Origin of the sequence: Nucisporomicrobium flavum, from assembly GCF_016464385.1 — a bacterium.
GTDB lineage: Bacteria > Actinomycetota > Actinomycetes > Mycobacteriales > Micromonosporaceae > Actinoplanes > Actinoplanes flavus_A.
Genome location: NZ_JADMLH010000016.1, coordinates 18,440 through 40,463, shown reverse-complemented (window position 1 = coordinate 40,463; position 22,024 = coordinate 18,440). Strand labels below are relative to the sequence as shown.

Sequence of the window (22,024 nt, the reverse complement as noted above, 5' to 3'; positions counted from 1 at the left end):
GGTTATCCGATGTGCGCCCCCGTCACCGGCTCGTGAGCAGCACCAGCCGCTGGGTCGCCCTGGTCATCGCGACGTACCGGTCGACCGCGCCCTCGATGCCCGTGCCGTACGTCTGCGGGTCGACGAGCACCACGAGGTCGAACTCGAGGCCCTTCGACAGCTCCGGGGCGAGCGAGCGGACGCGGGCCGTACCCGGGAACGTGGGGTCGCCGATCACGCAGGCGATGCCCTCGGCGTGCGTGGCGAGCCAGCCGTCGACGATCGAGTGCAGGTCGGACACGGAACCGTGGAGAACGGGAACGCCGGTGCCGCGGATGGAGGTGGGCACGTTCGCGTCGGGCAGCGCGGCCCGGATGACCGGCTCGGCCTCCGCCATGATCTCCCGTGGCGTGCGGTAGTTGATGCTCAGCGACGCCAGGGCGATCCGGTCGAACCCGACCCGCTCGAGCCGTTCCTGCCAGGACTCCGTGAACCCGTGCCGGGCCTGGGCGCGGTCCCCGACGATCGTGAAGCTGTGGGACGGGCAGCGCTGCAGCAGCATCTGCCACTCCGCGTCGGTCAGCTCCTGGGCCTCGTCCACGACGACGTGCGCGAACGGGCCGGCCAGCAGGTCCGGGTCCGCGGCGGGCACGACGGCCTCGTCGACCAGGGCGTCCTGCAGGTCCAGCTGCCGCAGGCTGGCCAGTACGCCCTCACCGTCGTCGTACGTGTGCGCCGCGATCAGCTCGTCGACCACCGTGGCCATCCGGGCCCGTTCGGTGGCGAGGACGGCCTCGTGCCGCCGGTGGCGCCGGGAGGCCTCCGGGTCGCCGAGCCGCCGCCGGGCCGCATCGAGAAAAGGCAGGTCGGAGACCGTCCAGGCCCGCGGGTCGCTGCGTTGGAGCGTACGGATCTCCTCGACGCTCAGCCAAGGCGCACACTTGCGCAGGTACGCGGGCACCGACCACAGGTCCCCGACGATGTCGGTGGCCTCGAGCACCGGCCACGCCCGGTTGAATGCGGTGCGCAGCTCCCGGCGGATCATCTCGTCCGGCCCGTTCCCGTCGTCCTTGCGCAGCAGGATCGTCAGCAGCGCCTCCCAGATCTCGTCCCGCGCCTCGTTGTGCGGGATCCCCGGTCCCGGCGCCTCGAACGCCTCGGCCCAGTCGTCCGCGGTCAGCCGGACGTCGGCGTCGCCGGACGGACCCGTCATCGTCCGCGTCGGCGGCTCCTCGTAGAACCGCACGGCCGCGTCGATCGCCCCGACCAGCCGCGCGTCGGCCTTGAGCCGGGCCACCTCCGGGTCCGTCTCGGCGGTCGCCGTGGCGCCCTCCGCGACGAGGTCCCGCAGGGTGCACGACTGCACGCCCTCCTCGCCGAGGCTGGGCAGCACGTCCTCGACGTACGCCAGGTACGGCTGGTGCGGACCGACGAACAGCACCCCGCCCCGGCGATGCCCCAGCCGCGGATCGGAATAGAGCAGGTACGCGGTGCGGTGCAGCGCGACGACGGTCTTGCCCGTGCCCGGTCCGCCGTCGACGACGAGCGCGCCGCGCGACCCGGCGCGGATGATGGCGTCCTGGTCGGCCTGAATCGTGCCCAGCACGTCACGCATCCGCGCGGACCGGTTGCTGCCCAAGCTCGCGATGAACGCCGACTGGTCGTCCAGGGCGGCGTGCCCCTCCACCCCGTCCGCGGCGAAAACCTCGTCCCAGTAGTCGGTGATCCGCCCCCGGGACCAGCGGTACCGGCGCCGGCTCGCCAGCCCCATCGGGTTCGCATGGGTGGCACCGAAGAACGGCTCCGCCGCCGGGGAACGCCAGTCGAGCAGCAACCGCCGCCCCGAACCGTCGGTGAGCCCGAGCCGGCCCACGTACACCGGCCCGCCGCCGTCCTCCCCGACCATCCGCCCGAGACACAGGTCCAGCCCGAAGCGCCGCAACGTCCGCAGCCGGGCCTCGAGCCGGCGCACCTCGGTGTCCCGGTCCACCGCCTGCCGGCCCTTCCCCGCGGGCGCCCGCCGCTCGGCCTCCAGCCGCTCGGAGAGATCGGCGATCGACCGCTCGAGGCTGGTGGCGATGGCCGCGAAGTGCCGCTCATCCGCGGCGACGAGGGCGGGATCCGCCTTGGCGGCGAGACGGTCGGGCAGGTCGAACGCGCTGGCGGTCAGCGGCTTCACGCGGCATCTCACTTTCGCCGGAAACAGGGCTCTGACCAGCGATTTTGCGCGTTCACCCGGGTCTTGCGGCAAGCCCCCGGGTGCGATATACGTTAAGAGTGGCGGGGAGTGTTCAGACCTCCTCCGGATCTCTTCCCTGGGCCGAGCGGCCGCCGTCCACCGGGATGATCGCGCCGTTGAGGAAGCTCGCCGCGTCCGACAGCAGGAAGGCCACCACCTCCGCGACCTCGCTCGTGCGCCCCATCCGCCCCAGCGGTTGCAGCGCCGCGATCTCGCGGGTGAAGTGCTCGGCGGCCGCCGGAGTGAGACCGTCCAGGTGGGTGTCCGAGCGTTCCGTGGCGATCGAGCCGAGGGCCACCGCGTTGACGCGTACGCCTCGCGGACCGTAGTCCACGGCCGCCGCCCGGGTCAGGCCCTCGATCGCCGCCTTCGCCGTCGCGTACGGGAGGGCGCCCCGGACCGCCCGCTGCGCCTGGTGCGACGACACGTTGACGATGGCCGTGCAGCCGGCTCGCAGCGCCGCGGCTGTTCCGGCGAGCACCGGGTGCAGGTTGCGGCCGATGACGTCGGCGACCGTGGCCGGGTCCTCGTGCAGCCAGGCGTCGCGGAACACCGCCGCGTTGTTGACCCAACCGGTGAGCGGGCCGGGCGCCGCTGCCGCGGCCCGCGCCGCCACCTCCGTGTCCGCCGCGTCGCCGATGACCGGCACGATCTCCGGCCGGTCGGCGGCCCAGTCCAGCGCGGCGGCGTCGACCTCGAGCACGGCCACGGTCGCGCCGTCGCGGGCCAGCCGTTCCACGATCGCGCGCCCGACGCCGCGCCCGCCGCCGGTGACCACGAAGGACGTCATACGATCGCGCTGTACGCGTTCAGCGCCGGCTGCCCGCCGAGGTGCGCGTACAGCACCGTGGACGTTGCCGGGATCTCACCCCGGGGCACCAGATCGATCATCGCGGCCATCGACTTGCCCTCGTACACCGGGTCCGTGACCATGCCCTCGGTCCGCGCCGCCAGGCGCATCGCGGCCACCGTCGCCTCGTCGGGGATGCCGTACGTGCCCGCGTGGTAACGGTCGTCCAGCAGGATCTCGTCGTCGCGCAGCTCGCGGCCGACGCCGATGAGCGCTGCCGTGTCCCGAGCGATGCGGGCGACCTGCGCCCACGTCTCGGCCGGTTTCGCCGAGCCGTCGATGCCGAGCACCCGCCGCGGCCGGTCGTCGCCCAGCGCGGCGAAGCCGGCGACCATCCCCGCCTGGGTGCTGCCGGTCACCGAGCACACCACGATCGTGTCGAAGAAGACGCCGAGCTGCGCCTCCTGATCGGCGACCTCGCGTGCCCAGCCCGCGAAGCCCAGACCGCCGAGGCGGTGGTCGGAGGCGCCGGCCGGGATCGCGTACGGCTTCCCGCCCCGCTCGACGACCTCGGCGAGGGCCTGCTCCCAGCTCTCCTTGAACCCGATGCCGAACCCGGCCCGCACGAGGCGCACGTCCGCACCGGCGAGGCGGCTGACGAGGATGTTGCCGACCTTGTCGTAGACGCTGTCCGGCCAGTCGACCCAGCTCTCCTGCACGAGGACGCACTTGAGCCCCGCGTACGCCGCGACGGCCGCGACCTGCCGCGTGTGGTTGGACTGCACGCCGCCGATGGAGACGAGCGTGTCGCAGCCCTGCGCGAGCGCGTCGGCCACCAGGTACTCCAGTTTGCGCGTCTTGTTGCCGCCGTACGCGATCCCGGAGTTGCAGTCCTCCCGTTTGGCCCACAGCTGCGCGCCGCCGAGCTCGCGGGTGAGCCGGTTCAGGCGGTGTACGGGCGAGGGGCCGAAGAGCAGCGGGAACCGCTCGAAGTCATCCAGCGACATGCGGCCATTCTCGCAGCCCCGGGCCCGTACGGGACCACGGAAAAGATCGACAGCCCTTATCGTGGCGCCGTGACCAAGCGCAAGAAGTGGCCGTTCGTGCTCGGTACGGTGCTCGTGCTCGTGTTCCTCGCGTGCGCCCTCGGTATCGGCCGGCTCTCCTTCCGGCTCAAGCACGTGACGGACCTGGACAAGGCGGCCGAGAAGGCGACGTCCACCTTCATCGACGACTACCGCGACGGGCTCAGCCCGGCGGGGTACGACGGCCTCTGCGCCGAGGCCAAGGAGGTGTTCGCCCGCGAGGATCTCGCCAAGCCGGTGGAGAACGCCATCACGGGTTACCGCATCACGTCGACGAATGTCGACTACGACCGCCGGCGGGCGACGGTCGGCGCCGAGATCCGCCGCGCGGACGGCTCCACGGCCGGCGAGGTCTATGTCCTCGACGAGGTGGACGACGAGTGGAGGATGTGCGCCTTCCCCACGTGAGCCGGGGTCAGGGGAACTGCATGCGGCGCGGGCGCGGGATGACCGGGGGCGGCAGGGGCAGGTCGTCGATGTGGCTCCAGTTGAGCGAGCCGTTGTCCGTCGACTTGATCTCGCCGAGGCAGGCCCGGAGCAGGCCGAGGTTCGGCGCGCCCGCGTACCCGGCGATGACGACCTCCGGGGTGGGCTCGATCCGGGCGATCGCGGCGCAGATCTTCGCGACCTCCCGCTCGTCGACGGCGTCGAGCGGCAGCGGCGTCTCGACCTGCGATCGCCGCCACGGCGGGCCGAACCGGCGCAGCAGCTCCCGGGCGAGGCGCCCGAACGAGCGGCCCACCGGGGCGTCGCGCATGGAGTCGCCGGCCGACTGGCCGTAGCACCACGGGACGACCACGTGCCCGTTGATGACCACGAGCTGGTAGACCGACCGGGGCACACTGATGATCTCGGCTCCCGGCAGCGTGCCGAGGAACAGCACGAGTTCCTCGTACGGGAGGGGCCACCGGGGGTTGGCGAGGATCCGTTCCGCGGTCTGTGTCGTCGAGGGGCGGGCGTTGACTTCACGGTCGATCGCCGTGCTCAATGCCTCGGGGACCCGGGTCCACAGCTCGGCGGCGACCTTGTCGCCGAACTGCTCGACCACCCACTCGCTCGGACCGACGAGAACGTCTGGACGCATTCGGTACCACCACCGTCCGTGTCGCTGGCGCTACGGTCTGGCTAGAAGAGTTCCATCTCCGGAGATCGACTGGAAGAGAATTCCGGTGAGATCTCAGAAACGGTCATGAATGAAAGCCGGCGGGACGATCAAACCGTTGCGGCGACGTTGGAGCAGCAGGTCCGAGACCCGCGAACATGCAACTTGCACGGCGAACCGCACGTGCAAGTTGCATGTCAGCTCGCGAGTCAGTCCTCTATTCATAGTGAATCCGTCCGATATTTCGAGCGGGTGACAGCGCTGCGAACATCAACGGACGGTGAGCCCGTGGTCGCAATGCAACGGTTGACGATATACATCGGCGACCGTACTGTCCTCGCCGTGCAAGCACCTACCTTCTTCATCCTGACCGCGCTCGCGGCCCAGCCGCTGCACGGGTACGGGATCGTCCAGTCCGTCGCCCGCCTCTCCGACGGCGAGGTGAACCTGCGCCCCGGCACCCTGTACGGCGCCCTCGACCGGCTCGACCAGCAGGGGCTGATCGCCGTCGACCGCGAGGAGTCCGTCGACGGCCGGCTGCGCCGCTACTACCGGCTCAGCGACAGCGGCGCCGCCGCCCTCGCCGAGCAGGCCGACCGGCTGCGCCGCCACGCCGCCGCGGCCGGCCGGCAGCTCGCCCTGCGCCCCGGCACCGCCGGAGGTGCCGCATGAGCGCCCCCGGCCACCGGGCGTTGCTGGCGGCGTACCCCGCCCGGCTGCGCCGCAAGCACGGCACCGAGCTGATCCAGACCATGCTCGAGATGGCCGGCCCGGGCGGCCGACCGACCCGCGCCGACCGCGGGCGGCTCGTGCTGGACGGCCTGCGCGAACGGTTCCGCCCGCCGGCGCGCCGCCCGCTGGCCCTGGTGGCGGCCGTCCTCGCGCTGCTCATCGGCGGCGCGCTCGGCGCTGCGGCCGGCTCCTGGCTGGGCACCTTCGGCTACGCCGACCTGCCGGACGCCGAGGCCATCGCCCACCAGGTCCTGCCGTCGCCGGGCACCGGCCGGACCGGCGAGTTCTATCTCCAGGCCGACGGGCCCTTCCCCGCCGGGGCAGACGCCCGGCAGGCCGCGGAACAGACCCGCGACAAGCTGGCCGCCGCCGGTTGGCGGACCGGGCCGATCAAGGCCGGCGACGGAACGGACGGCGTCCTCGCCAACGTCCACTTCGCCGCGGAGACCGCGGACACCCGGCTCGACGTGTACGCGTACCCCGACGCCAACGGCGGGCAGCTCCTCGACCTCGCCGGCTGGCCGAAGCGACCCGGCTCGTACCTGCCGCTGACCATCGCCGGCACCGTGCTCGGACTGGTCGTCGGCTGGCTCACCGGCGTGGCGCTGGGCCACCGGATCCGGATGGCGAGCCGGCCCCGCCGCAGCGCGGTCCTCGCGGCCACCGGCCTGGTGCTGATCATCCCGTCCGCCGCCGGCTTCGTGGCCTCGCTGCTGCGCTACCTGACCCTGGCCGAGCCGCTCGGCACCGGGGAGCTCGTCCACTCCCACGGGTTCGCCTTCGGGCCCACGATCGACCTGTTGCGCAGCCTCGACCTGGGCGAAGGCTGGTACCTCACGCCCAGCGATCTCCAGCAACTGCCGATCTGGGGCTTCGCGCTGATCGCCGTGGCCGCGCTGCTCGCCCGGCCGGCCCTGCGCCTCCGGGACCGCGACCGGGCCGGAACGGACCGCAAAGCGGTCGCATAAGCCCAGACCAGCGGGCCGGTGCCGGTCCAGTGTGAGGACGCGCCCTGCTTGGTAGGGTCCGCCACTGTGACCGGCCCGGCTCCCGTCGACGCCCCGCCCCACCGGCGGAAACGCTGGCTGGCCGCGATCGCGGTCCTGACGGTGCTGGTCGGCGGCGTGTCGATCGTCGCGCTCAGCCGGACCCGCGCCGCGGCGGCCCGGGCCCAGGCCGTGCAACGCACGATCCGCGCCACGCTGGAGGAGCAGGGCGCCGCGCTGCTGCGCGGCGACGAGGCCGGGTGGTTGCGCGCCGCGGACCCGTCGCTCGTCCCGCAGTTGCGACGGCTGTACGCCAACCTGCACGGCTTCGAGGTCTCGGCGTGGCTGCCGCGTACCGCGCCGCCGACCGGTGGCGGACAGTCGTGGTCCGCCGAGGTCCAGGTGCGCGTCTGCTTCGCCCGCACCGCGTGCCGTCGTACGGCCGACTCGTACGTGCCGCACGACGAGGTGATCACCGCCCGGACGCGCTGGCGGCTCGCCGGGGGCCGGGCGGTGCTGACCGGCTTCGACCAGGTCGGCCCGGCCGGGGCGGTGCCGTGGAAACAGGACGCGCTGAGGTTCGCCGGCGGGACCCGTACGGTCGTCGCCGCACCGCACGACGGCACCCAGCCGGCGGCCTGGCTCCCCGCGGCGGAGAACGCGGCCCGGGCCGCGGACCGGTTCGCCACCGCCGCCCACCGGCCCGGCCGGTACCTCATCTACCTGGCGGACCCGGACGACTGGGACGCGGCGATCGGCGGTGACCACGAGGCGGCCGGCTTCGTCGACCGGACCAGCGAGCAGACCGCCTTCGCCGTGATGGACGCGTCGGGCGCGCCGGACGAGCGGCTGCTCGCCCACGAGCTCGGCCACATCGCCACCCTGCTGGGCACGCTGGGCGGGCACGACACGTGGGCCATCGAGGGCATGGCCGAGTACATCGCGTACGGCGGCATCCCGGTCGCGGCGTACCCCCGGCTCGCGGACGCCCGCCGGCACGTCGCCCGTACGGCCTGGACCGGCCGCCTCGACCTGCCATGGTCCGCGGAAGCCGCGGACCGGTCCGGCCTCTACGCCATGGCCTACCTGGCGGTGCGCTGCCTGGGAGCGACATACGGCGACCGGAAGCTCGCCGCCTTCTTCACCCTCCTGGTCCACGAGGGACGGACCCCGGACCTGGCGGCACCGGTGTTCGGCGTGCCGTGGGACCGGGTGCAGGACGCCTGCGAGCCGAAGATCCGCGCCTGGCTGGCGTGAGCCCCGCTCAGTGCTGGGCGGCGAGGTGGGCGAGCATCGCCTGGTTGGCCTCCCATCCGTCCGGGAACTTCACCGGCACGCCGAGATGCACCGGTTCCGTCGAGGGATGCGCGTCGAGCAGCTCCGCGATGCCGGCCCGGGCCACCACCACGCACGCGTGCCGGTGGCGGGAGGTGAGCACGCACAGGCGCCCCGACTCGAGGTGGAACGCCGTCGCGTCCTGGCGGCCCGACAGGGGGTGGAGGACCACCGTGAGGTCGTACTCCCGGCCCTGGAGGCGGTTGGCGGTGTCCACGGTGACATCGCGCGCCTCGGGCGGCAGGCAGGAGCGGATCGCGGCGACCTGGTCGCGGTGGGCGGCGCCGATCGCGATGCGGTCGGCGGTCAGCCGGGCCGTGCCCGACTCCGACGACGTCGTGCCGTCGCGGGAGAGCGCGGCGGCAGCCAGGCCCGCACAGGCCGCCGCGGCCTCCGCGTCGGTGCGCACGGTGAAGCGCGACGGCAGCTCGTGCAGGCCCCAGCCGGAGTCGGCCGCCGCGTCCAGGACCTCGTCGAGGCGGGAGGCGGCCGGGGTGGCGAAGCTCAGCGTGCGGTCGCCCGGGCCGGTGCCGGAGCGGAAGCCGGTGAACGGATAGAAGGCCTCGGCCACCACGGGCGCCGCGGACGCGGGCAGCCGCCAGGAGACGGGAAGCCGGTGCACGGGCAGCTCCGGGTTGTGGCGCAGGAGCACCGCCACCGCGCTCTGCATCGGGTCCCAGGACAGGCCGGTCCAGCGGTCGACCTCCACGGTGGAGAACGGGTCGAGCTGGCCGGGGTCGCCGACGAACAGCGCCCGGTCGAAGCGGGCCGCGACCCGCAGCAACGCGTCGGAGCGCATCTGGTACGCCTCGTCGACGATCGCCCACGGCCAGGTGCCGTCGGTGACCGTGGCCCACTTCGCGGCGGTGCCGATCGTCACGGGCGGCTCGCCCAGATCGGCCACCTTGGCGCCGACGCGACACGACGGGTGGTTGCGGACCCGCTCGCTGGCGGCGTAGTCCACGGCGGACAGCCGCCCGACGCCGAGCTCCGGCGAGGCGGCACCGAGGCGGGCGATGAGGTCGTCGACCTGCTCGTTGGTCTGCGCGACGATCATCAGCGGGGCACCGGTGGCGGCGAGCACCCCGGCCGCGCGCACCACCAGCGTGCTCTTGCCGGCGCCCGGAGGCGAGTCGACCACCACCCCGCGGTGCGGCGACGAGGCCAGGTCGCGCAGGACGGCGTCGACGACCCGGCCGGCCTCGACGGAAGGTGTCTCCACTGTCACGGCGACCACCGTAGCGGCCACCCCCGACACTGTGCGGCGGGCGGAACACCGGACCCGAACCTTCGCCCGATCTGAGGAATGGAACCTGCATCCGCCCGTAGCGTGAATACTTCGCTACTTTGAGTGAATGACCGTATTCACGGCGCCCGAGGCCGGAGAGGACGGTGTCTACCGCCCGATCCTGCGACCCCGGCGCGGCGAACTGGCCGCCCTGCACCACCTCGATGCCGCCGCCGCGCGCCGGGTCACCCCGATCATCGAGGTCTCCCCCACCGACCGGCTGCCCCAGCTGGTGCGCCAGATGCCGCCGCGTACAGGAGCCATGGCCGTTGACCTGGGTGCCGTGCCCGATCCCGCCGGCCCGCTCACGTCACCGCCACTCGACCTCGCCGAGGAGCTGGCCGACCTCGGGGTGGCGATGCTGCCGGTGCTGCGGGCGTACGACAGTCGCCGCCGCCTGGTGGAGCACGGCCTGGCCGCGCGCATGCACCTGATGCGCGCGGTCCTGCGGCTCCAGCCGCACACCGACGCCCGCAACCCGGCCGAGGCCACCTCGACGACCACCCGCCTGCTGACCGGCGCGGGCCTCGAGCCGGAACGCGTCGACCTGGTCATCGACCTCGCAGAGACGGCCTGCGCCGCCCACGCCGACCGGTTCGAGGAACGCGCCCGGCACGTGCTGCGCTGGGCCCGCGCGACACCCTGGCGGTCGGTCACCGTCGCGGCGGGCGCGATGCCGCCCAATCTGGACGACCTGCCGACGGACGAACCGGTCACGGTGGGCCGCCACGATGCCCGGGTGTGGGCCCGGCTGCGGGAACCCGGCGTCGGCTACGCGGACTACGGCGTCACTTCTCCCGTACGCCGCTTCGGCATCAACCACCGCCAGCTGCCCACGCTGCGTTACACCGCCGAACGGGACTGGTGGATCTACCGCTGGGCCCGGCGCGGCGGCCGCAGCGACGACCGGTGCCACGACCTCTGCCGTACGCTCGTCACCTCCCCGCACTGGCCGTCCACGGGCGCCCGCTTCTCCTGGGGCGACGCGCAGATCGCCCAGAACGCCCGCAGCGCCCGCGGCGGCGGCAGCCCGTCGGGATGGATGGCCTGGAGCACGTCGCATCACATCGCGTACGTCCTGCACACGCTGATCGCCTAGCTAACCGATCCGCCACGACGCAGCGACGTCGAGAAGCGGGTACACGAAGACGATGTCGCCCTTCGTGCTCGGGATGTCGAACACCACCGTCGTCGAATACGTACGGCCCGCCGACAACCGCCGGACGAAGCCGCCGAAGTCGTTGCCCTCGCAGGCGGTGCCGCCCACCGACGGGAGCCAGTCGCCGTCCGGCTTCTGGAAACGGAAGGCGTACTCGCTGATGTCCGGCTCGCCCTCCAGCACCTTCACCGACAGCTTCACCGGCAGGTAGCCGCCCTCCTTGGGCTGCACGGCGAGCTCGTCGCAGGCCCGCTTGCGGAACTTGCCCGCCTTGACGGTGACCTTGAACCGCGCGTCGCCCTCTCCGCGCATCGTGAAGGACTTGCCGTTGGTGAGCCGTTGCGGCCCGAACCGCGCACGCAGCGACGACGACGGCTCGACCGCGGCGGGGCGGGGCGCGCTGGGCTTCGCCGACGGGTACTCGCGCGTGACCGTGACGGTGGTACGGGGCAGGCTGCGGGCGTACACCTTGGCGCCCAGGTAGACGACGGCGACCGCACCGGCGAGCAGCAGGGCCAGGCCGCCGGCGAAGTACGCGGTGATCAGCCCTTTGGAGAGGCTCCCGGAACGAGAGGCCCTCGCCACCGGCACGGTGACGGCGTCCGTCGAGCTGGGCAGCGGGTCGGCGGGCGGGGGCTCGACACTCTCGATCGGCGGCACGTCCGGGGGCACGGGATCGGCCGGCGGCTCCTTCGTCACGGCGGTGGCTCCTCGGGGACTACACGCCGGGCCGCCCTCCGGGCACGGCGATGCCGATCTATGCGAGCGCAGCATAAACGGGTGCGGTCGCGAGCGTTGTCCCCGGACGGCGGGCGGGACGGCGGCTGCGCTCGTACACTTGTTCGAATGATGCTCGACGCCGCTCTCGCGTATGCCCGGCACGGGATCCCGGTCCTGCCGGTGCACCACCCTGAGCCGGACGGATCCTGCTCGTGCGGGCGGCCGGACTGCGCCCGCCCGGGCAAGCACCCGCGGCTGCGGCACGGGCTCACCGACGCCGGCACCGACCCGCGCCGCATCGAGATGTGGTGGTCACGCTGGCCCGACGCGAACATCGGGCTGCGCACCGGCATCGCCATGGACGTCGCCGACGTCGACTCCACCGCCGGCTGGCACGGCCTGCGCCACCTCCTCGGCGGCGCGATGCCGGCGGGACCCCAGGTCCGCACGGGCGGCGGCGGGTGGCATTTCTGGTTCACCCCCACCGGGTACGGCAACCGGGTCCACCTTCTGCCCGGTGTGGACTGGCGCGGGGCGGGCGGGTACGTGCTCGCGCCCCCGTCCCGGCACGCCAACGGCACCTCTTACTACTGGGTGGTGCGGCCGGACGTCGCGTGCCCGCCGGCACCCGAGGCGTTGTGCGGGCTGATCGCCGGCCCCGGCCCTCCGCCGGCCGCCGGGGGCTGGGAGCCCGGCCGTTCCGAGATCGTCCATCCCGACCGGTATGCGGCGGTGGCCCTCGAAGCGGAGGCCGACCGGGTGGCGCGCGCCCCCGTCGGTACACGCAACGACACCCTCAACCGGGCGGCCTTCGCGCTGGGCCGGCTTGTCGCGGCCGGGCTGCTGGACTCGGCGGCCGTGACGCGGGAGCTCGTCGCCGCCGCGGCGTGGGCGGGGCTCGGGCGGGCCGAGACGGTGCGGACCATCCGCTCGGGACTTTCGGCGGGCCGGCGAGTGGGCGGCGGAAGTTCCGGAATGTCGCGGTCGGAAATCGACGACCATCGCGTCGCGTGAGCCCTGGATTACGCAAAGATGTGGGCGTGACCGATCAACACACATCAAAGCCCTATGCCGTGGAAGTGACCGTCGCCGCCGGCCGCGACCGGGCCTGGGCGGCCGTGACGCGGCCGGAGTTGCTGCGGCAGTGGTTCGGCTGGGACTACGACGAGCTCGACGTGGAGATCCAGCACATCTTCGTGAACGAGGCGACGGTGCAGGCGCCCGAGCGGATGGGCTGGGCCGACGGCTCGTGCCTGGCCGTCACCGGCGACGACACGCGCGCCACGGTGCGGGTCGCCCGCGAGGGGCGGCAGGCCGGCGACCCCGACCGCTACGACGCGATCGAGGAGGGCTGGCGGTCCTTCCTGGTCCAGCTCCGGTACTACCTCGACGAGCGGCCGGCCGGGCAGCGCCGCACGCTGTACCTGACCGGCACGACCACCGGGCGCCGGGCGTTGAAGGCGGCCGGTGGCGACGGCACCCCGGTGGGCAGGCGGGTGGCGTGGCGCGTCGACGCGGACGGGCACCTCGTGGTGGTCGCCGGGCAGGAGCCGCTGGACAGCCCGGAAACCGGGCCGGTCGAGGTGACCGTGTCGACGTACGGGCTGGACGACTCGGCGTTCGACCTTGTGCGCAAGCGGTGGACGGAACGCTGGTGCCGGGTGGCGCGGGACACCCGCGTGACGACCGCCGACACCCCGGCCCCGTAGCAGGCGAATCTGCACCGCCGAGGTCGACAAAGGGCCGCTGCGGGGCGGGGCCGCGGGAATGCATGGTTTCGCTTTCCGGCGGGTAGCCTGGCTGATCGAGCCGCCGGGGGGCGACGGTTGGAGGGGCATGGCCGAGCACGGTGACATCGACGCACCGGCTCAGAGTGCGCTGCACGATCCTGCGCGTCTGCGGTCGCTGCAGCGGGTCTGCCTGAGCGCCGAGTCCGACGCCGCCTTCGATCGGTTCGCCGGTCTGGTGAAGCGGCTCCTGGGCGTGCCGGTGGCCCTGGTCTCGCTGGTCGACACCGAGCGGCAGTTCTTTCCCGGGCAGGTCGGGCTGGCCGAGCCGTGGAGTCAGAAGCGGGAGACCCCGCTGTCGCACTCGTTCTGTCAGCACGTCGTCGCCGAGGGTGCGCCGAAGGTGTACCCGGACGCGCGGATCTACGCGCAGGTCCGTGACAACCTCGCGATCCCGGAGCTCGGGGTGGTGGCGTACGCCGGGATGCCGCTCAAGGACTCCGACGGCCTGACGCTGGGGTCGCTCTGCGCGATCGACACCAAGCCGCGCGCCTGGACCAAGGACGAGCTGGCGATCCTCGAGGACCTCGCCGAGGCGTGCGCGTCGGAGCTGCGCCTGCGGATCGCCCGGGACCTCGCCGAGGAGGCGCGGCGGCACGCCGAGAGCGCCCATGACCAGCTGGCGATGCTCGCCGAGCTGACCGAGACCTTCACCACCACCCTCGACATGGAGGAGGGCATGCGGCGGCTGGCCGAGGGCGTGACGCCGCGGCTGGCGGACTGGTGCCTGGTCACGCTCGTCGACCAGAACGGCGCCGTACGGCACGTCGCCGCCGCGCACCGGGACGCCGAGGCCGCGGTCGACGTCGAGCGGTTCGCCCAGCTGATGATGACCGGGCTGGGCGCGCGGTCCGCCATCCTCGCGGTGCAGCGGTCCGGGCAGCCGATCCGCCGCGACGGGGAGACCGCCGACAAGATCCTGGCGCGGACCACGACCCCGGAGCTGGCGGAGATCGCCGATAGGCTGGGGTACGCGTCGTTCGTCATCGCGCCCGTGACCGCGCCGGTCACCCAGCGGATGCTCGGCTCGGTGACGCTGGTCAACGGGCCGGGCCGGGCCCCGTTCACCGAGGCCGACGAGCGCACCGCGCTGGACATCGCGCGGCGGGCCGGCCTGGCGATCGACAACAGCCGGCTGTACGGCCGCCAGCGGCACGTCGCCGAGGTGCTGCAGCACAGCATGCTCACCGAGCTGCCCGGCATCCCGGGCATGGAGCTGCACGCCCGGTACCTGCCGGCGCAGGACGGCGCCGCGGTCGGCGGCGACTGGTACGACGCGTTCGCCCAGCCCGACGGCTCCGTGATGCTCGCCGTGGGTGACGTCTCGGGGCACGACATCGAAGCCGCCGCGGCGATGGGTCAGCTGCGCAACCTGGTGCGCGGGGACGCGTACGGGCGCGACGACGAGCCGGGCCGGCTGCTCACCCAGCTGGACCGGGCGATCCGCGGGCTCAACGTCAACGCGGCGGCGACGGCCGTGCTGACCCGGATCCGCCGGAACGCGGACGGGTACGACGTGACGTTCGCCAACGCGGGCCATCCGCCGCCGCTGCTGCTGCATCCCGACGGCACGGTGGAGGCCTGGTGGGAGACGCCGGAGCCGCTGCTGGGCCTGACGCCCCGGGGGCAGCGGGCGACCCACCGGCGCCGGGTGCCGGCCGGGGCGACGCTGCTGCTCTACACCGACGGGCTGGTCGAGGACCCGGGGCACCTGCTCGACGAGGGCATCGACCGGGTCGCGGAGACGCTGCGCAGCGACGGCGCCCGGCCCGGCGAGGAGCTGTGCAGCTGCCTCGTGGAGACAGCCCCCCGCCGCGCCGACGACATCGCGTTCCTGCTGATCCGGCTGCTCTGAGAGGAAAGGCTCAGGCCGCGCCCGCGAGGAGCGCGAACTCCTCGTCGGTGAGGCGTACGTCCGCCGCGCCCAGGTTGTCCTCGAGGTGCGCGACCGACGACGTGCCGGGGATCGGCACCATCACCGGTGAGCGGCGCAGCAGCCAGGCCAGGGCGAGCTGGGCCGTCGACGCCCCGCCGTGCGCCGCGGCGACCTTGTCGAGCGGGCCACCCGGCCGGGCCAGGGTGCCGGCGTTGACGGGCGCCCACGGGATGAACGCGATCCCCCGCGCCTCGCAGAAGTCGAGGACGTCCTCGGCCCGCCGGTCGCCGAGGTTGTAGCGGTTCTGCACCGAGGCGACCGGGATGCCGAAGTCCAGCGCCGCCCGGATCTCGTCGACGCCAACCTCGGAGAGGCCGATCTGCCGGGCGAGCCCCTCGTCCACGAAGGACTTGATCTCGCCGAACTGCTCGTCGCGCGGGGTCTTCGGGTCGATGCGATGCAGCTGCCACAGGTCGAGGGTGTCGACGCCGAGGCGGCGCAGCGACATGAGGATGCACTGGCGCAGGTATTCGGGACGGCCGAGCGGCGGCCACACGTTGGGGCCGCTGCGGGTCAGGCCGCCCTTGGTGGCGATCACGACATCGCCGTACCCGGTGCCGTCGTGCAGCGCCTCGCGGATCAGGTCCTCGGAGACGTACGGCCCGTACGAGTCGGCCGTGTCGATGAAGTCGACGCCGAGCTCGACCGCGCGGCGCAGGACGCGGATCGCCTCGTCGTGGTCGCGGGGCGGACCCCAGATCCCGTCGCCGGTGATGCGCATCGCGCCGAAACCGAGCCGGTGGACGCTACGCCCGCCCAGCCCGATGGTCCCACTGTTGATCACGGACATGCGGACAAAGCTACTCCGGGAGAGCAGCGGGAGCGGGCGGACCGCCGTGCGTCCACGGGGTCTGGTCCGGCTCCGGGAACGCCCCGCCGGGCCGGTACGCCTCGCTGAGCGTGGTCAGCAGGATCCGCTCCCCCACCTCGGGCACGCTGCCGGGCTCGGCGACCAGCTTGCGGCCCATGCCACCGGACAGCTCCAGCAGCACCTCGGTCTTGGTCCCGTCCAGGCGCGTGACCGAGACGACTGTCGCCTTCTGGCCGGGCCGGGCCGGCGAGGTGAGGGCGGCGCCGGGCTCGACGCGTACCGGCTCCGAGGTGACCACCATGATGCGGGGGCGCAGCACCGGGCGTTTGCCGCTGTCGTCGATGCGGTCCGCCTTGGCGAGGGTGACCTCGGCGGCGAACGCGGCGCCCGCGAGGCGGTGCTCGGCCATGACCAGGGGGTCGTCGAAGGCGCGCTGGACCGCGTACCGGGTCGCGGCGGCTTCGAGGCGGCTGAGGCGGGCGGCCGCGGCCACCGCACCGTCGCGGCGGGGCTGCGGCGGGCCACCCTCCGCCACGTGCTGGGCGAACGCCGAGAAGGCGTCGCGGTCGCCGTCCCACCGGCTCGCGACCCGGGCGCCCGGCGGCAGCGTGCCGAGCAGGTCGAGCGCCTGCCACATGAGCCGCCAGGTCGGCAGGAGCTGGGCGCGCAGCACCTCGGAGAGCTCGGCGACGTCCGGCTCGGCCACCGACAGCAGGGGCGCGAGGACGTGGTTGTCGAAGGACGGGTCGGTGGCCGGTCCGGCCGGTGGGGTCACCGCCGGGTCCTCGGCCGCCGCCGCGGCCTCGAGCACGGACCGGCCCGGCGGCGGGCGCAACCAGGCCATCAGGGCGGCGAGCTGGGCGTCCTCGGCACTGCTCTGCCCGGTCGCCCAGTGCGACGACAGCGCCTGTACGGCGTTGAGCAGCAGCGACGACCCCGGCACCTCGGCGGACCCGGCGAAGAAGGTCAGCCAGCGCCCGAGCAGCGGTACGCCCGCGGGCACCGCGTACTCACCCTCGGTGGTGCGGAAGCGGGTGGAGCGCCCGAAGAGCCGGATGAAGTCGACGCCGCCGGTGTTCGGCACCCAGAGCTGCGGCGCGTCCACGTACCGGTAGCGCACGTCCCGGCCCCGGTCCACCGCGACCGCCTCGGCCACCGCGGTGAACGAGTCGACGTACGGCAGCAGCAGCCCGGCGAGCTCGGCGGCGAAGGCGAAGCGGTCGTCACGGTTGCGGGGCTGCGCCACGACGAGCAGCCGCGGGTCGTCCGGGCCGGTGCCCGCGAGCGCCGCGAGGGGGGCGTTCGCCTCGCCGGCCATCGCGTACGGGATGAACACGAACGGCCGGGCGTGCAGGTGCAGGTGGCGTACGGTCGCGATCGGCTGCGCGCGCCCCTCGGCGCGGGCCTGCGCCCGGGCGAGCGCGGTGAGCGTGCTCAAGAACCGAGCACTTCGGCGCGCAGCCGGGCGGCGGCCTGGAGCAGCGCGGCCGCCTCGACCTGCTCCTCGGTGGGCGTACGCGCTCCCGCCGCCAGCGCCAGCGCCTCCTCGACCGTGTCGACGCCGCCGAGCGCGTCCCGGACCGGCCGGCCCAGCGCGGCCGTGGTCCCGGCGGCCTCGTGGCGGCAGTGCACGGCCAGCTCGCAGGCGGAGAGGCATTCCGGCGCGTACCGGGCCTCGACATGCCGCAGCGAGGCGATCAGGTCGGCCGGCGGCAGCGACAGGTCGAAGCTGACGCTCTGCGGGAGGGCTTCGGCCACGTCGGAGACCGAGGCGAGCCGCTTGAGCTGGCGGGTCAGGGTGGAGAGCTGCTTGCGGACGTCGACGAGGACGGCCGTGGGCTGCAGGGAGAAGTCGCGGGGGCAGACGAGCACCGCGTCGTGGCTGACCAGCGACGGGTCGTGGCCCAGCTCGGCGAGCAGCCGGCGCAGCGCGAGCACGTAGACGGCGGCCTGGACCGCGGCGGCCGACACCTTCGCGCTGTCGGCCTGCCCGTCGACGATCGCGAAGGACTTGATCTCCACGACGTGCAGCCGCCCCTCGACCTGGAACGCGATGAGGTCGGGCTCCAGGAAGACCTGCCGCCCGGCGACGTCCAGGGTGAGCAGCGGGTGGTCGATCAGGGCGGCGCCGGCGGCGGCCGCGAGCAGCTTCCTGGTCCGCCCGTGCCGCGCGCGCAGCGTGTCGTCGGCGTCCTCGCCGAGATCGTCGTACGACACCTCGGGGGTGTCGAGGCCGAGCGCGTCGCGCAGCACGGACAGCAGCAGCGCGCAGTCGTCGGCCTTGAGCATGGCCTCGAAGCCGTTGCCGCGGGCGAGCGCGAAGCGGGACTGCCCGAAGTTCCCGGGGAAGCCGATGTGCTGGGCGAGCTTCGGCTTGTCGATCCCGGCCGCGTCGAGGACGGCGCGGCGGGTGCAGCCGGGGTTGGCGGTGAGCGCGGCGATCGTGCGCGCGTTGTGCCGCTTGGCGGGTGCGCCGCCGCGGAGCCGGTCGAGCGCCGGCGTCACGCGCGCCCTCGCTGGTGGGGCAGGCTCGTGACGCCGAACAGCCGGTGCCGCTCGTCGAGCCCTTCCCACCGGCGCAGGACGGCGTCGGGGACGGCCTCGACGCTCAGGTCGGCCAGCGCGGCGCGGGCGGCGTCGGCCAGCGCCCGCGGGTCGTGCACGAGGAACGCCTCGGGGCCGCCGGGGACGGTCTCGGCGAGGCGGCGCAGCAGGTCGAGCACGGCCGGGCCCGCGGTGTTGCGGATGGCCACGAACTCGGCGACGCGCGCCACCGCGGCGAGCGCGTTGGCCCGGGCGGCCACCGGCGACACCAGCCGCCGCTCCCCCGGCCAGCAGGAGAGCGCGACCAGGCCGCGGGCCACCGTCAGGTCGTGGTGCAGGGCCGGGCAGATCCGGTACGGCCGCAGCGTGTCGGGGTCGTACTGCCGTTCCTCGTCGCGCAGGACCGTCGCCAGGCCGGACATGGACAGGTCGCCGTCGAACAGGGCCGTGTGCACGTCCACCACGAGCTTGGCCGGGGCCGGCGCCCCGAGCAGCAGCAACGCGTGCCGGGCCTGCTCCCGGACGACCGGGAACGTGCTCAGGGTGCTCGTGCTCATGGCGGCCGCTTCCGTTCGGGGGTCGTGGGCGGATCGACCTTAGATCCTCGTACGGGCGCCGGGCAACGGTCTGGCTATCCGACGGCGTTTCACCCCCGGGAGGCGAATAAAGCGCGCATATCGAACTGGGGCCGACGGGCGCGCTACGTTCGGGGTATGCCGAAGGCCATCTGGAACGACGAGATCATCGCGGAGAGCGACGACACCGTGGTTGTCGAGGGCAACGTCTACTTCCCGCGCTCCGCGCTGCGGGAGGACGTGCTGCGCCCGTCCGACACGCACACCGTCTGCCCCTGGAAGGGCCGGGCGTCCTATTACACGCTCGAGTCCGGGGGCCACGTCAGCCAGGACGCCGTCTGGTACTACCCCGATCCGAAACCCGACGCCAAGGCCGTACGCGACCGGGTGGCGTTCTGGAAGGACGTGAAGGTCGAGGCCTGACGGGCCGCCGCGGCGCGGGCGTGCAGGGCCCGCGCCCCGGCGGCGTCAGGCGATCCTCGGGTGGGCGTCCTCGATGGCGGTCACCTCGAGGTAGTCCAGCATGTCCTGCTGCTCCGCCACGTCGAGCGCGCCGAACGCCTCGTACGCCGCGGACCGCGAGTGCGGGGTCTCCGCGGCGAGCAATGCGATGATCGCCGACCAGGCCAGCGAGACCCGGTCGAACAGGCGCGCCTGGCGCAGCGACGACAGCCGGCTCAGCATCGCCACCTTGGTCGCCGCGTCGTCGTCGTGCGCGATCCGGTCGGAGAGCTCGAAGAGCGCCTTGCCCCGGTACGGGTGCTCCGCCTCGACCATCCGGGCCAGCTCGGCGTTGTCCATCCGCTCGACGGCCGGCGCCGGCCCGCGGCGCGGCAGGGGCGGCCGGGGGTCCTCAGCGGGCACGGCTGTCCCGCCCGCTCTCGAAGCCCACGCCCGGCGTCTGGGCCGGCAACGTGGGCCGGCTGCGGAAGGTGGGGAACGGCGGCGACGGCATCACCGGCGCCTCGGGCGGGTTCTCGGCGGAATCGTCGGTCCCCTCGTCCTCGGCGCGGTCGTGCACCTGCTCCCCGGTCTCCCCGGCCTGGCGCCTTAGCACAGTTTGTCCTCCGTTGCCGACTTTCGCGGTGTCGGCCTATGAGATCACGGCCCGGCGCGCCGGGCGACCCCGCCCGCCGACACGCCCGGACATCACCCGACCCGACGACCGCCGTAATCTTCTCGGCAACGGGTTGATCGTTGCAGGACGACAACCGACATCCTCCGACGAAGGTAGGCGTAGGTGGACGGGGGCACGAGCACCACGAGTGCGACGCCGGACTGGCGGTCCGCCATGATCGACGTCTCCGCCCTGTCGCTGGCCGAGCTGGCGGCCGACGCCGAGACCGACCGGGCCGACGACAGCCCGCTGGCGCACTGCCTGCGCCGGCTGGCGGACGACCTGGCCCACCCCGGCGAGCCGATCGCCGGGTTCAACTCGGCCCTGTGAGGCGCCAGGCCGGTGAGGAGCAGCCGGGAGGGGCCGGGCGCATGACGGTCACCGGGATCGGCGCGGCCCGGCCGCATCGGCTCAGCGACGCGGCGCTGGCCGCGCTCGGGGCGGGCCGGCCCGGTCCCGGCGTGCTGGACGAGCTGCGCCGCGTGCGGATGAGCCGCCACCTGCTGCTGCTCCGCCAGATCGCGGCCCTCGCCGGCACCGCCTGCCTCCGTGAGCTGTCGGCCGCCGAGACGACCCATCCGGCCCGCACGCGCGCTCTGCTGGACCGCCCGCTCTTCGGCGTGTGGGCCGCCGGCTGCCTCACAGCCCTGCGGGACGGCGCATCACCGGAGGCGGCCGGCGTCGGCCATCTGACCGAGCTCGCGGCGCGTGCCCGGATCCCCCGGCCACGCCAGGCGGAGCGGCTGCTCACGGCCGCACATGACGGGCTGTCGATATCCGTACGCCTGGAGGACAGCGACCCGCTGCGCGCCCGGCTCGGGCTGACCCCCACCCCGCCGCTCTCCGAGGCTGGGGCCGCCCGTTGGCAGGCCGCGTTCACCGAGGCGTGGCGGCTGCTCGTCGACCGCGTACGCCCCGACGCCGAGGTTCTGTCCCGCGTCCTGGACTGCGTGGTGCCCGTCGAGACCGACCCGGCGGCCCGGGGCATCAGCGCCACCTCGGTGCACGCGTACGGTGCCGTCGCCATCTCGGAGCCGGCGGATCCGGCCGCGCTCGCCGTCGGGCTGCTGCACGAGGCGAACCACAGCATCCTCAACGCGGTGCTGTACCTGTTCGACCTGCTGGAAGCGCCGGACACGCCGGGCTACTCGCCGTGGCGCGACGATCCGCGGCCGGCCTCCGGCATCCTGCACGGCGCGTACGCGTACCTGACGGTCACCCGCTTCTGGCGCACCCGGCCGGAGGACCCGCTGGCCCGGTTCGAGTTCGCCCGGTGGCGCGCCGCCGTGGCCGCCGCCGCGGAAGGGCTCACCGGTCTGACGCCGGCCGGCGAGCGCTTCGTCGGCGCCCTGCTCGACGAGGTCCGGCCGTGGCTCGCCGAACCGGTAGGCCGGGACGTGCTGCGCCTCGCCGAGGGCGCCAACCGCGATCATCACCTGCGCTGGCGGCTGCGCAACCTGCGCGTGGACCCGGCCGACGCGGCGGCGCTGGCGCGGGCCTGGCGACGGGGTGAGCGGCCGCCGCCGGTGACCGCGCGGCTGCACCGGGCGCCGCGGCGGGCCCTGGAGGCGAGCGCCCGGCTGGATCTGGCGCACCGGCTGCTGCGCGGGCTGCCGCTCGAGGGCTCGGCGGGCGACCTCGCGTACGTCCGCGGCGACCACGGGGCGGCGCTGAGGGCGTACCGGGAAAACCGCGGTGACCGGACCGACTGGGCCGGGTTGCTGCTGGTCAGTGGCGTGCCGGTGGCGCCGGAGGTGGCCGCGGCGGCCGGCGCCGCGCTGGGAGCCGACCGGCCGGACCCGCTCGCCATCGTGAACTGGCTTTCCTAAAGTTCCCCGC

Annotated in this window: 23 protein-coding genes; 11 read left to right on the top strand and 12 right to left on the bottom strand. The window is 73.9% G+C overall.

Features of this window, described 5'->3' with window-relative positions:
* Window positions 1–22: 22 nt before the first annotated feature.
* The 3 genes from helR to IT780_RS30580 form a co-directional block, all read right to left on the bottom strand.
* The gene (helR, locus tag IT780_RS30590) at window positions 23–2,158 is read right to left on the bottom strand and encodes an RNA polymerase recycling motor ATPase HelR (protein WP_372443830.1); all 2,136 of its coding nucleotides are present in this window, start codon (window positions 2,156–2,158) and stop codon (window positions 23–25) included.
* Window positions 2,159–2,270: 112 nt separating this feature from the next.
* Complete coding sequence (locus tag IT780_RS30585; RefSeq protein ID WP_199515287.1) at window positions 2,271–3,008, bottom strand: SDR family NAD(P)-dependent oxidoreductase; 738 nt, start codon at window positions 3,006–3,008, stop codon at window positions 2,271–2,273.
* The gene (locus IT780_RS30580) at window positions 3,005–4,015 is read right to left on the bottom strand and encodes a 1-aminocyclopropane-1-carboxylate deaminase (protein WP_199515286.1); all 1,011 of its coding nucleotides are present in this window, start codon (window positions 4,013–4,015) and stop codon (window positions 3,005–3,007) included. The genes IT780_RS30585 and IT780_RS30580 overlap by 4 nt, the downstream gene beginning before the upstream one ends.
* A 69-nt stretch (window positions 4,016–4,084) precedes the next feature.
* Between IT780_RS30580 and IT780_RS30575 the strand changes: the two genes are divergently transcribed.
* Window positions 4,085–4,501, top strand: a complete 417-nt coding sequence (locus IT780_RS30575) for a hypothetical protein (RefSeq protein WP_199515285.1) — start codon at window positions 4,085–4,087, stop codon at window positions 4,499–4,501.
* Between the two features lie 7 nt (window positions 4,502–4,508).
* On the opposite strand, the gene IT780_RS30570 is transcribed toward IT780_RS30575, so the two are convergent.
* Window positions 4,509–5,177 carry a hypothetical protein gene (locus IT780_RS30570; RefSeq protein WP_199515284.1) on the bottom strand — a complete coding sequence of 223 codons (669 nt, stop codon included), beginning with the start codon at window positions 5,175–5,177 and terminating at the stop codon, window positions 4,509–4,511.
* Window positions 5,178–5,537: 360 nt separating this feature from the next.
* Here IT780_RS30570 and IT780_RS30565 point away from each other — a divergent pair, with 360 nt between their 5' ends.
* The 3 genes from IT780_RS30565 to IT780_RS30555 all read left to right on the top strand — a co-directional run bounded on the left by IT780_RS30565 (window position 5,538) and on the right by IT780_RS30555 (window position 8,170).
* Window positions 5,538–5,867 (top strand): PadR family transcriptional regulator, encoded by a 330-nt coding sequence (locus IT780_RS30565; protein WP_199515283.1) that lies wholly within the window; start codon window positions 5,538–5,540, stop codon window positions 5,865–5,867.
* A complete protein-coding gene (locus IT780_RS30560) occupies window positions 5,864–6,895 on the top strand; it encodes a hypothetical protein (RefSeq protein WP_199515282.1) in 1,032 nt (343 codons plus the stop codon). Before IT780_RS30565 ends, IT780_RS30560 begins: the two co-directional genes overlap by 4 nt.
* Before the next feature lie 66 nt (window positions 6,896–6,961).
* On the top strand, window positions 6,962–8,170 hold the full coding sequence (locus tag IT780_RS30555) for a hypothetical protein (RefSeq protein ID WP_199515281.1): 1,209 nt from the start codon (window positions 6,962–6,964) through the stop codon (window positions 8,168–8,170).
* Between the two features lie 7 nt (window positions 8,171–8,177).
* Here the strand turns inward: IT780_RS30555 and IT780_RS30550 are convergent, their stop codons facing one another.
* Window positions 8,178–9,485, bottom strand: a complete 1,308-nt coding sequence (locus tag IT780_RS30550; RefSeq protein WP_199515439.1) for an AAA family ATPase — start codon at window positions 9,483–9,485, stop codon at window positions 8,178–8,180.
* A gap of 118 nt (window positions 9,486–9,603) precedes the next feature.
* Here IT780_RS30550 and IT780_RS30545 point away from each other — a divergent pair, with 118 nt between their 5' ends.
* Window positions 9,604–10,635 (top strand): beta family protein, encoded by a 1,032-nt coding sequence (locus IT780_RS30545; protein ID WP_199515280.1) that lies wholly within the window; start codon window positions 9,604–9,606, stop codon window positions 10,633–10,635.
* Here the strand turns inward: IT780_RS30545 and IT780_RS30540 are convergent, their stop codons facing one another.
* On the bottom strand, window positions 10,636–11,394 hold the full coding sequence (locus IT780_RS30540) for a hypothetical protein (protein WP_199515279.1): 759 nt from the start codon (window positions 11,392–11,394) through the stop codon (window positions 10,636–10,638). It lies immediately after the preceding gene.
* 147 nt (window positions 11,395–11,541) lie between these two features.
* On the opposite strand from IT780_RS30540, the gene IT780_RS30535 reads away from it, so the two are divergent.
* From IT780_RS30535 to IT780_RS30525, 3 genes are all read left to right on the top strand, one after another.
* A complete protein-coding gene (locus tag IT780_RS30535; RefSeq protein WP_199515278.1) occupies window positions 11,542–12,429 on the top strand; it encodes a bifunctional DNA primase/polymerase in 888 nt (295 codons plus the stop codon).
* A 65-nt stretch (window positions 12,430–12,494) separates the two neighbouring features.
* Window positions 12,495–13,124 carry an SRPBCC family protein gene (locus IT780_RS30530; RefSeq protein ID WP_307831467.1) on the top strand — a complete coding sequence of 210 codons (630 nt, stop codon included), beginning with the start codon at window positions 12,495–12,497 and terminating at the stop codon, window positions 13,122–13,124.
* A 127-nt stretch (window positions 13,125–13,251) separates the two neighbouring features.
* Window positions 13,252–15,057, top strand: coding sequence for a SpoIIE family protein phosphatase (locus IT780_RS30525; protein WP_199515276.1), 1,806 nt, complete (start codon window positions 13,252–13,254; stop codon window positions 15,055–15,057).
* Window positions 15,058–15,067: 10 nt separating this feature from the next.
* On the opposite strand, the gene IT780_RS30520 is transcribed toward IT780_RS30525, so the two are convergent.
* Genes IT780_RS30520 through IT780_RS30505 form a run of 4 tightly spaced genes read right to left on the bottom strand, consistent with a single transcriptional unit; the run spans window position 15,068 to window position 19,050 of the window.
* Window positions 15,068–15,928: an aldo/keto reductase gene (locus IT780_RS30520; protein ID WP_199515275.1), complete on the bottom strand. Its 861-nt coding sequence runs from the start codon at window positions 15,926–15,928 to the stop codon at window positions 15,068–15,070.
* Window positions 15,929–15,938: 10 nt separating this feature from the next.
* Window positions 15,939–17,387: a hypothetical protein gene (locus tag IT780_RS30515; protein ID WP_199515274.1), complete on the bottom strand. Its 1,449-nt coding sequence runs from the start codon at window positions 17,385–17,387 to the stop codon at window positions 15,939–15,941.
* On the bottom strand, window positions 17,384–18,454 hold the full coding sequence (locus IT780_RS30510; RefSeq protein WP_199515273.1) for a hypothetical protein: 1,071 nt from the start codon (window positions 18,452–18,454) through the stop codon (window positions 17,384–17,386). Before IT780_RS30510 ends, IT780_RS30515 begins: the two co-directional genes overlap by 4 nt.
* Window positions 18,451–19,050, bottom strand: coding sequence for a hypothetical protein (locus tag IT780_RS30505; protein WP_199515272.1), 600 nt, complete (start codon window positions 19,048–19,050; stop codon window positions 18,451–18,453). The genes IT780_RS30510 and IT780_RS30505 overlap by 4 nt, the downstream gene beginning before the upstream one ends.
* A 156-nt stretch (window positions 19,051–19,206) precedes the next feature.
* Between IT780_RS30505 and IT780_RS30500 the strand changes: the two genes are divergently transcribed.
* Window positions 19,207–19,491: a DUF427 domain-containing protein gene (locus IT780_RS30500; RefSeq protein ID WP_199515271.1), complete on the top strand. Its 285-nt coding sequence runs from the start codon at window positions 19,207–19,209 to the stop codon at window positions 19,489–19,491.
* A 45-nt stretch (window positions 19,492–19,536) separates the two neighbouring features.
* On the opposite strand, the gene IT780_RS30495 is transcribed toward IT780_RS30500, so the two are convergent.
* Together IT780_RS30495 and IT780_RS30490 are read right to left on the bottom strand one after the other, a co-directional pair.
* Window positions 19,537–19,932, bottom strand: a complete 396-nt coding sequence (locus IT780_RS30495) for a hypothetical protein (protein ID WP_307831466.1) — start codon at window positions 19,930–19,932, stop codon at window positions 19,537–19,539.
* Window positions 19,922–20,125 (bottom strand): hypothetical protein, encoded by a 204-nt coding sequence (locus IT780_RS30490; RefSeq protein ID WP_199515270.1) that lies wholly within the window; start codon window positions 20,123–20,125, stop codon window positions 19,922–19,924. Before IT780_RS30490 ends, IT780_RS30495 begins: the two co-directional genes overlap by 11 nt.
* A 183-nt stretch (window positions 20,126–20,308) precedes the next feature.
* Here IT780_RS30490 and fxsA point away from each other — a divergent pair, with 183 nt between their 5' ends.
* Both fxsA and IT780_RS30480 read left to right on the top strand, forming a co-directional pair.
* The gene (gene fxsA / locus IT780_RS30485; RefSeq protein WP_307831465.1) at window positions 20,309–20,515 is read left to right on the top strand and encodes an FxSxx-COOH cyclophane-containing RiPP peptide; all 207 of its coding nucleotides are present in this window, start codon (window positions 20,309–20,311) and stop codon (window positions 20,513–20,515) included.
* A gap of 41 nt (window positions 20,516–20,556) precedes the next feature.
* Window positions 20,557–22,014 (top strand): aKG-HExxH-type peptide beta-hydroxylase, encoded by a 1,458-nt coding sequence (locus IT780_RS30480; RefSeq protein ID WP_199515269.1) that lies wholly within the window; start codon window positions 20,557–20,559, stop codon window positions 22,012–22,014.
* The last annotated feature ends 10 nt before the right edge of the window (window positions 22,015–22,024 follow it).

Coding starts and splice junctions, on each gene's coding strand:
- IT780_RS30585 (WP_199515287.1), bottom strand. CDS start 3,008: ATGACGTCCTTCGTGGTCACCGGCGGCGGGCGCGGCGTCGGGCGCGCG.
- IT780_RS30580 (WP_199515286.1), bottom strand. CDS start 4,015: ATGTCGCTGGATGACTTCGAGCGGTTCCCGCTGCTCTTCGGCCCCTCG.
- IT780_RS30570 (WP_199515284.1), bottom strand. CDS start 5,177: ATGCGTCCAGACGTTCTCGTCGGTCCGAGCGAGTGGGTGGTCGAGCAG.
- IT780_RS30560 (WP_199515282.1), top strand. CDS start 5,864: ATGAGCGCCCCCGGCCACCGGGCGTTGCTGGCGGCGTACCCCGCCCGG.
- IT780_RS30545 (WP_199515280.1), top strand. CDS start 9,604: ATGACCGTATTCACGGCGCCCGAGGCCGGAGAGGACGGTGTCTACCGC.
- IT780_RS30535 (WP_199515278.1), top strand. CDS start 11,542: ATGATGCTCGACGCCGCTCTCGCGTATGCCCGGCACGGGATCCCGGTC.
- IT780_RS30525 (WP_199515276.1), top strand. CDS start 13,252: ATGGCCGAGCACGGTGACATCGACGCACCGGCTCAGAGTGCGCTGCAC.
- IT780_RS30520 (WP_199515275.1), bottom strand. CDS start 15,928: ATGTCCGTGATCAACAGTGGGACCATCGGGCTGGGCGGGCGTAGCGTC.
- IT780_RS30505 (WP_199515272.1), bottom strand. CDS start 19,050: ATGAGCACGAGCACCCTGAGCACGTTCCCGGTCGTCCGGGAGCAGGCC.
- IT780_RS30500 (WP_199515271.1), top strand. CDS start 19,207: ATGCCGAAGGCCATCTGGAACGACGAGATCATCGCGGAGAGCGACGAC.
- IT780_RS30480 (WP_199515269.1), top strand. CDS start 20,557: ATGACGGTCACCGGGATCGGCGCGGCCCGGCCGCATCGGCTCAGCGAC.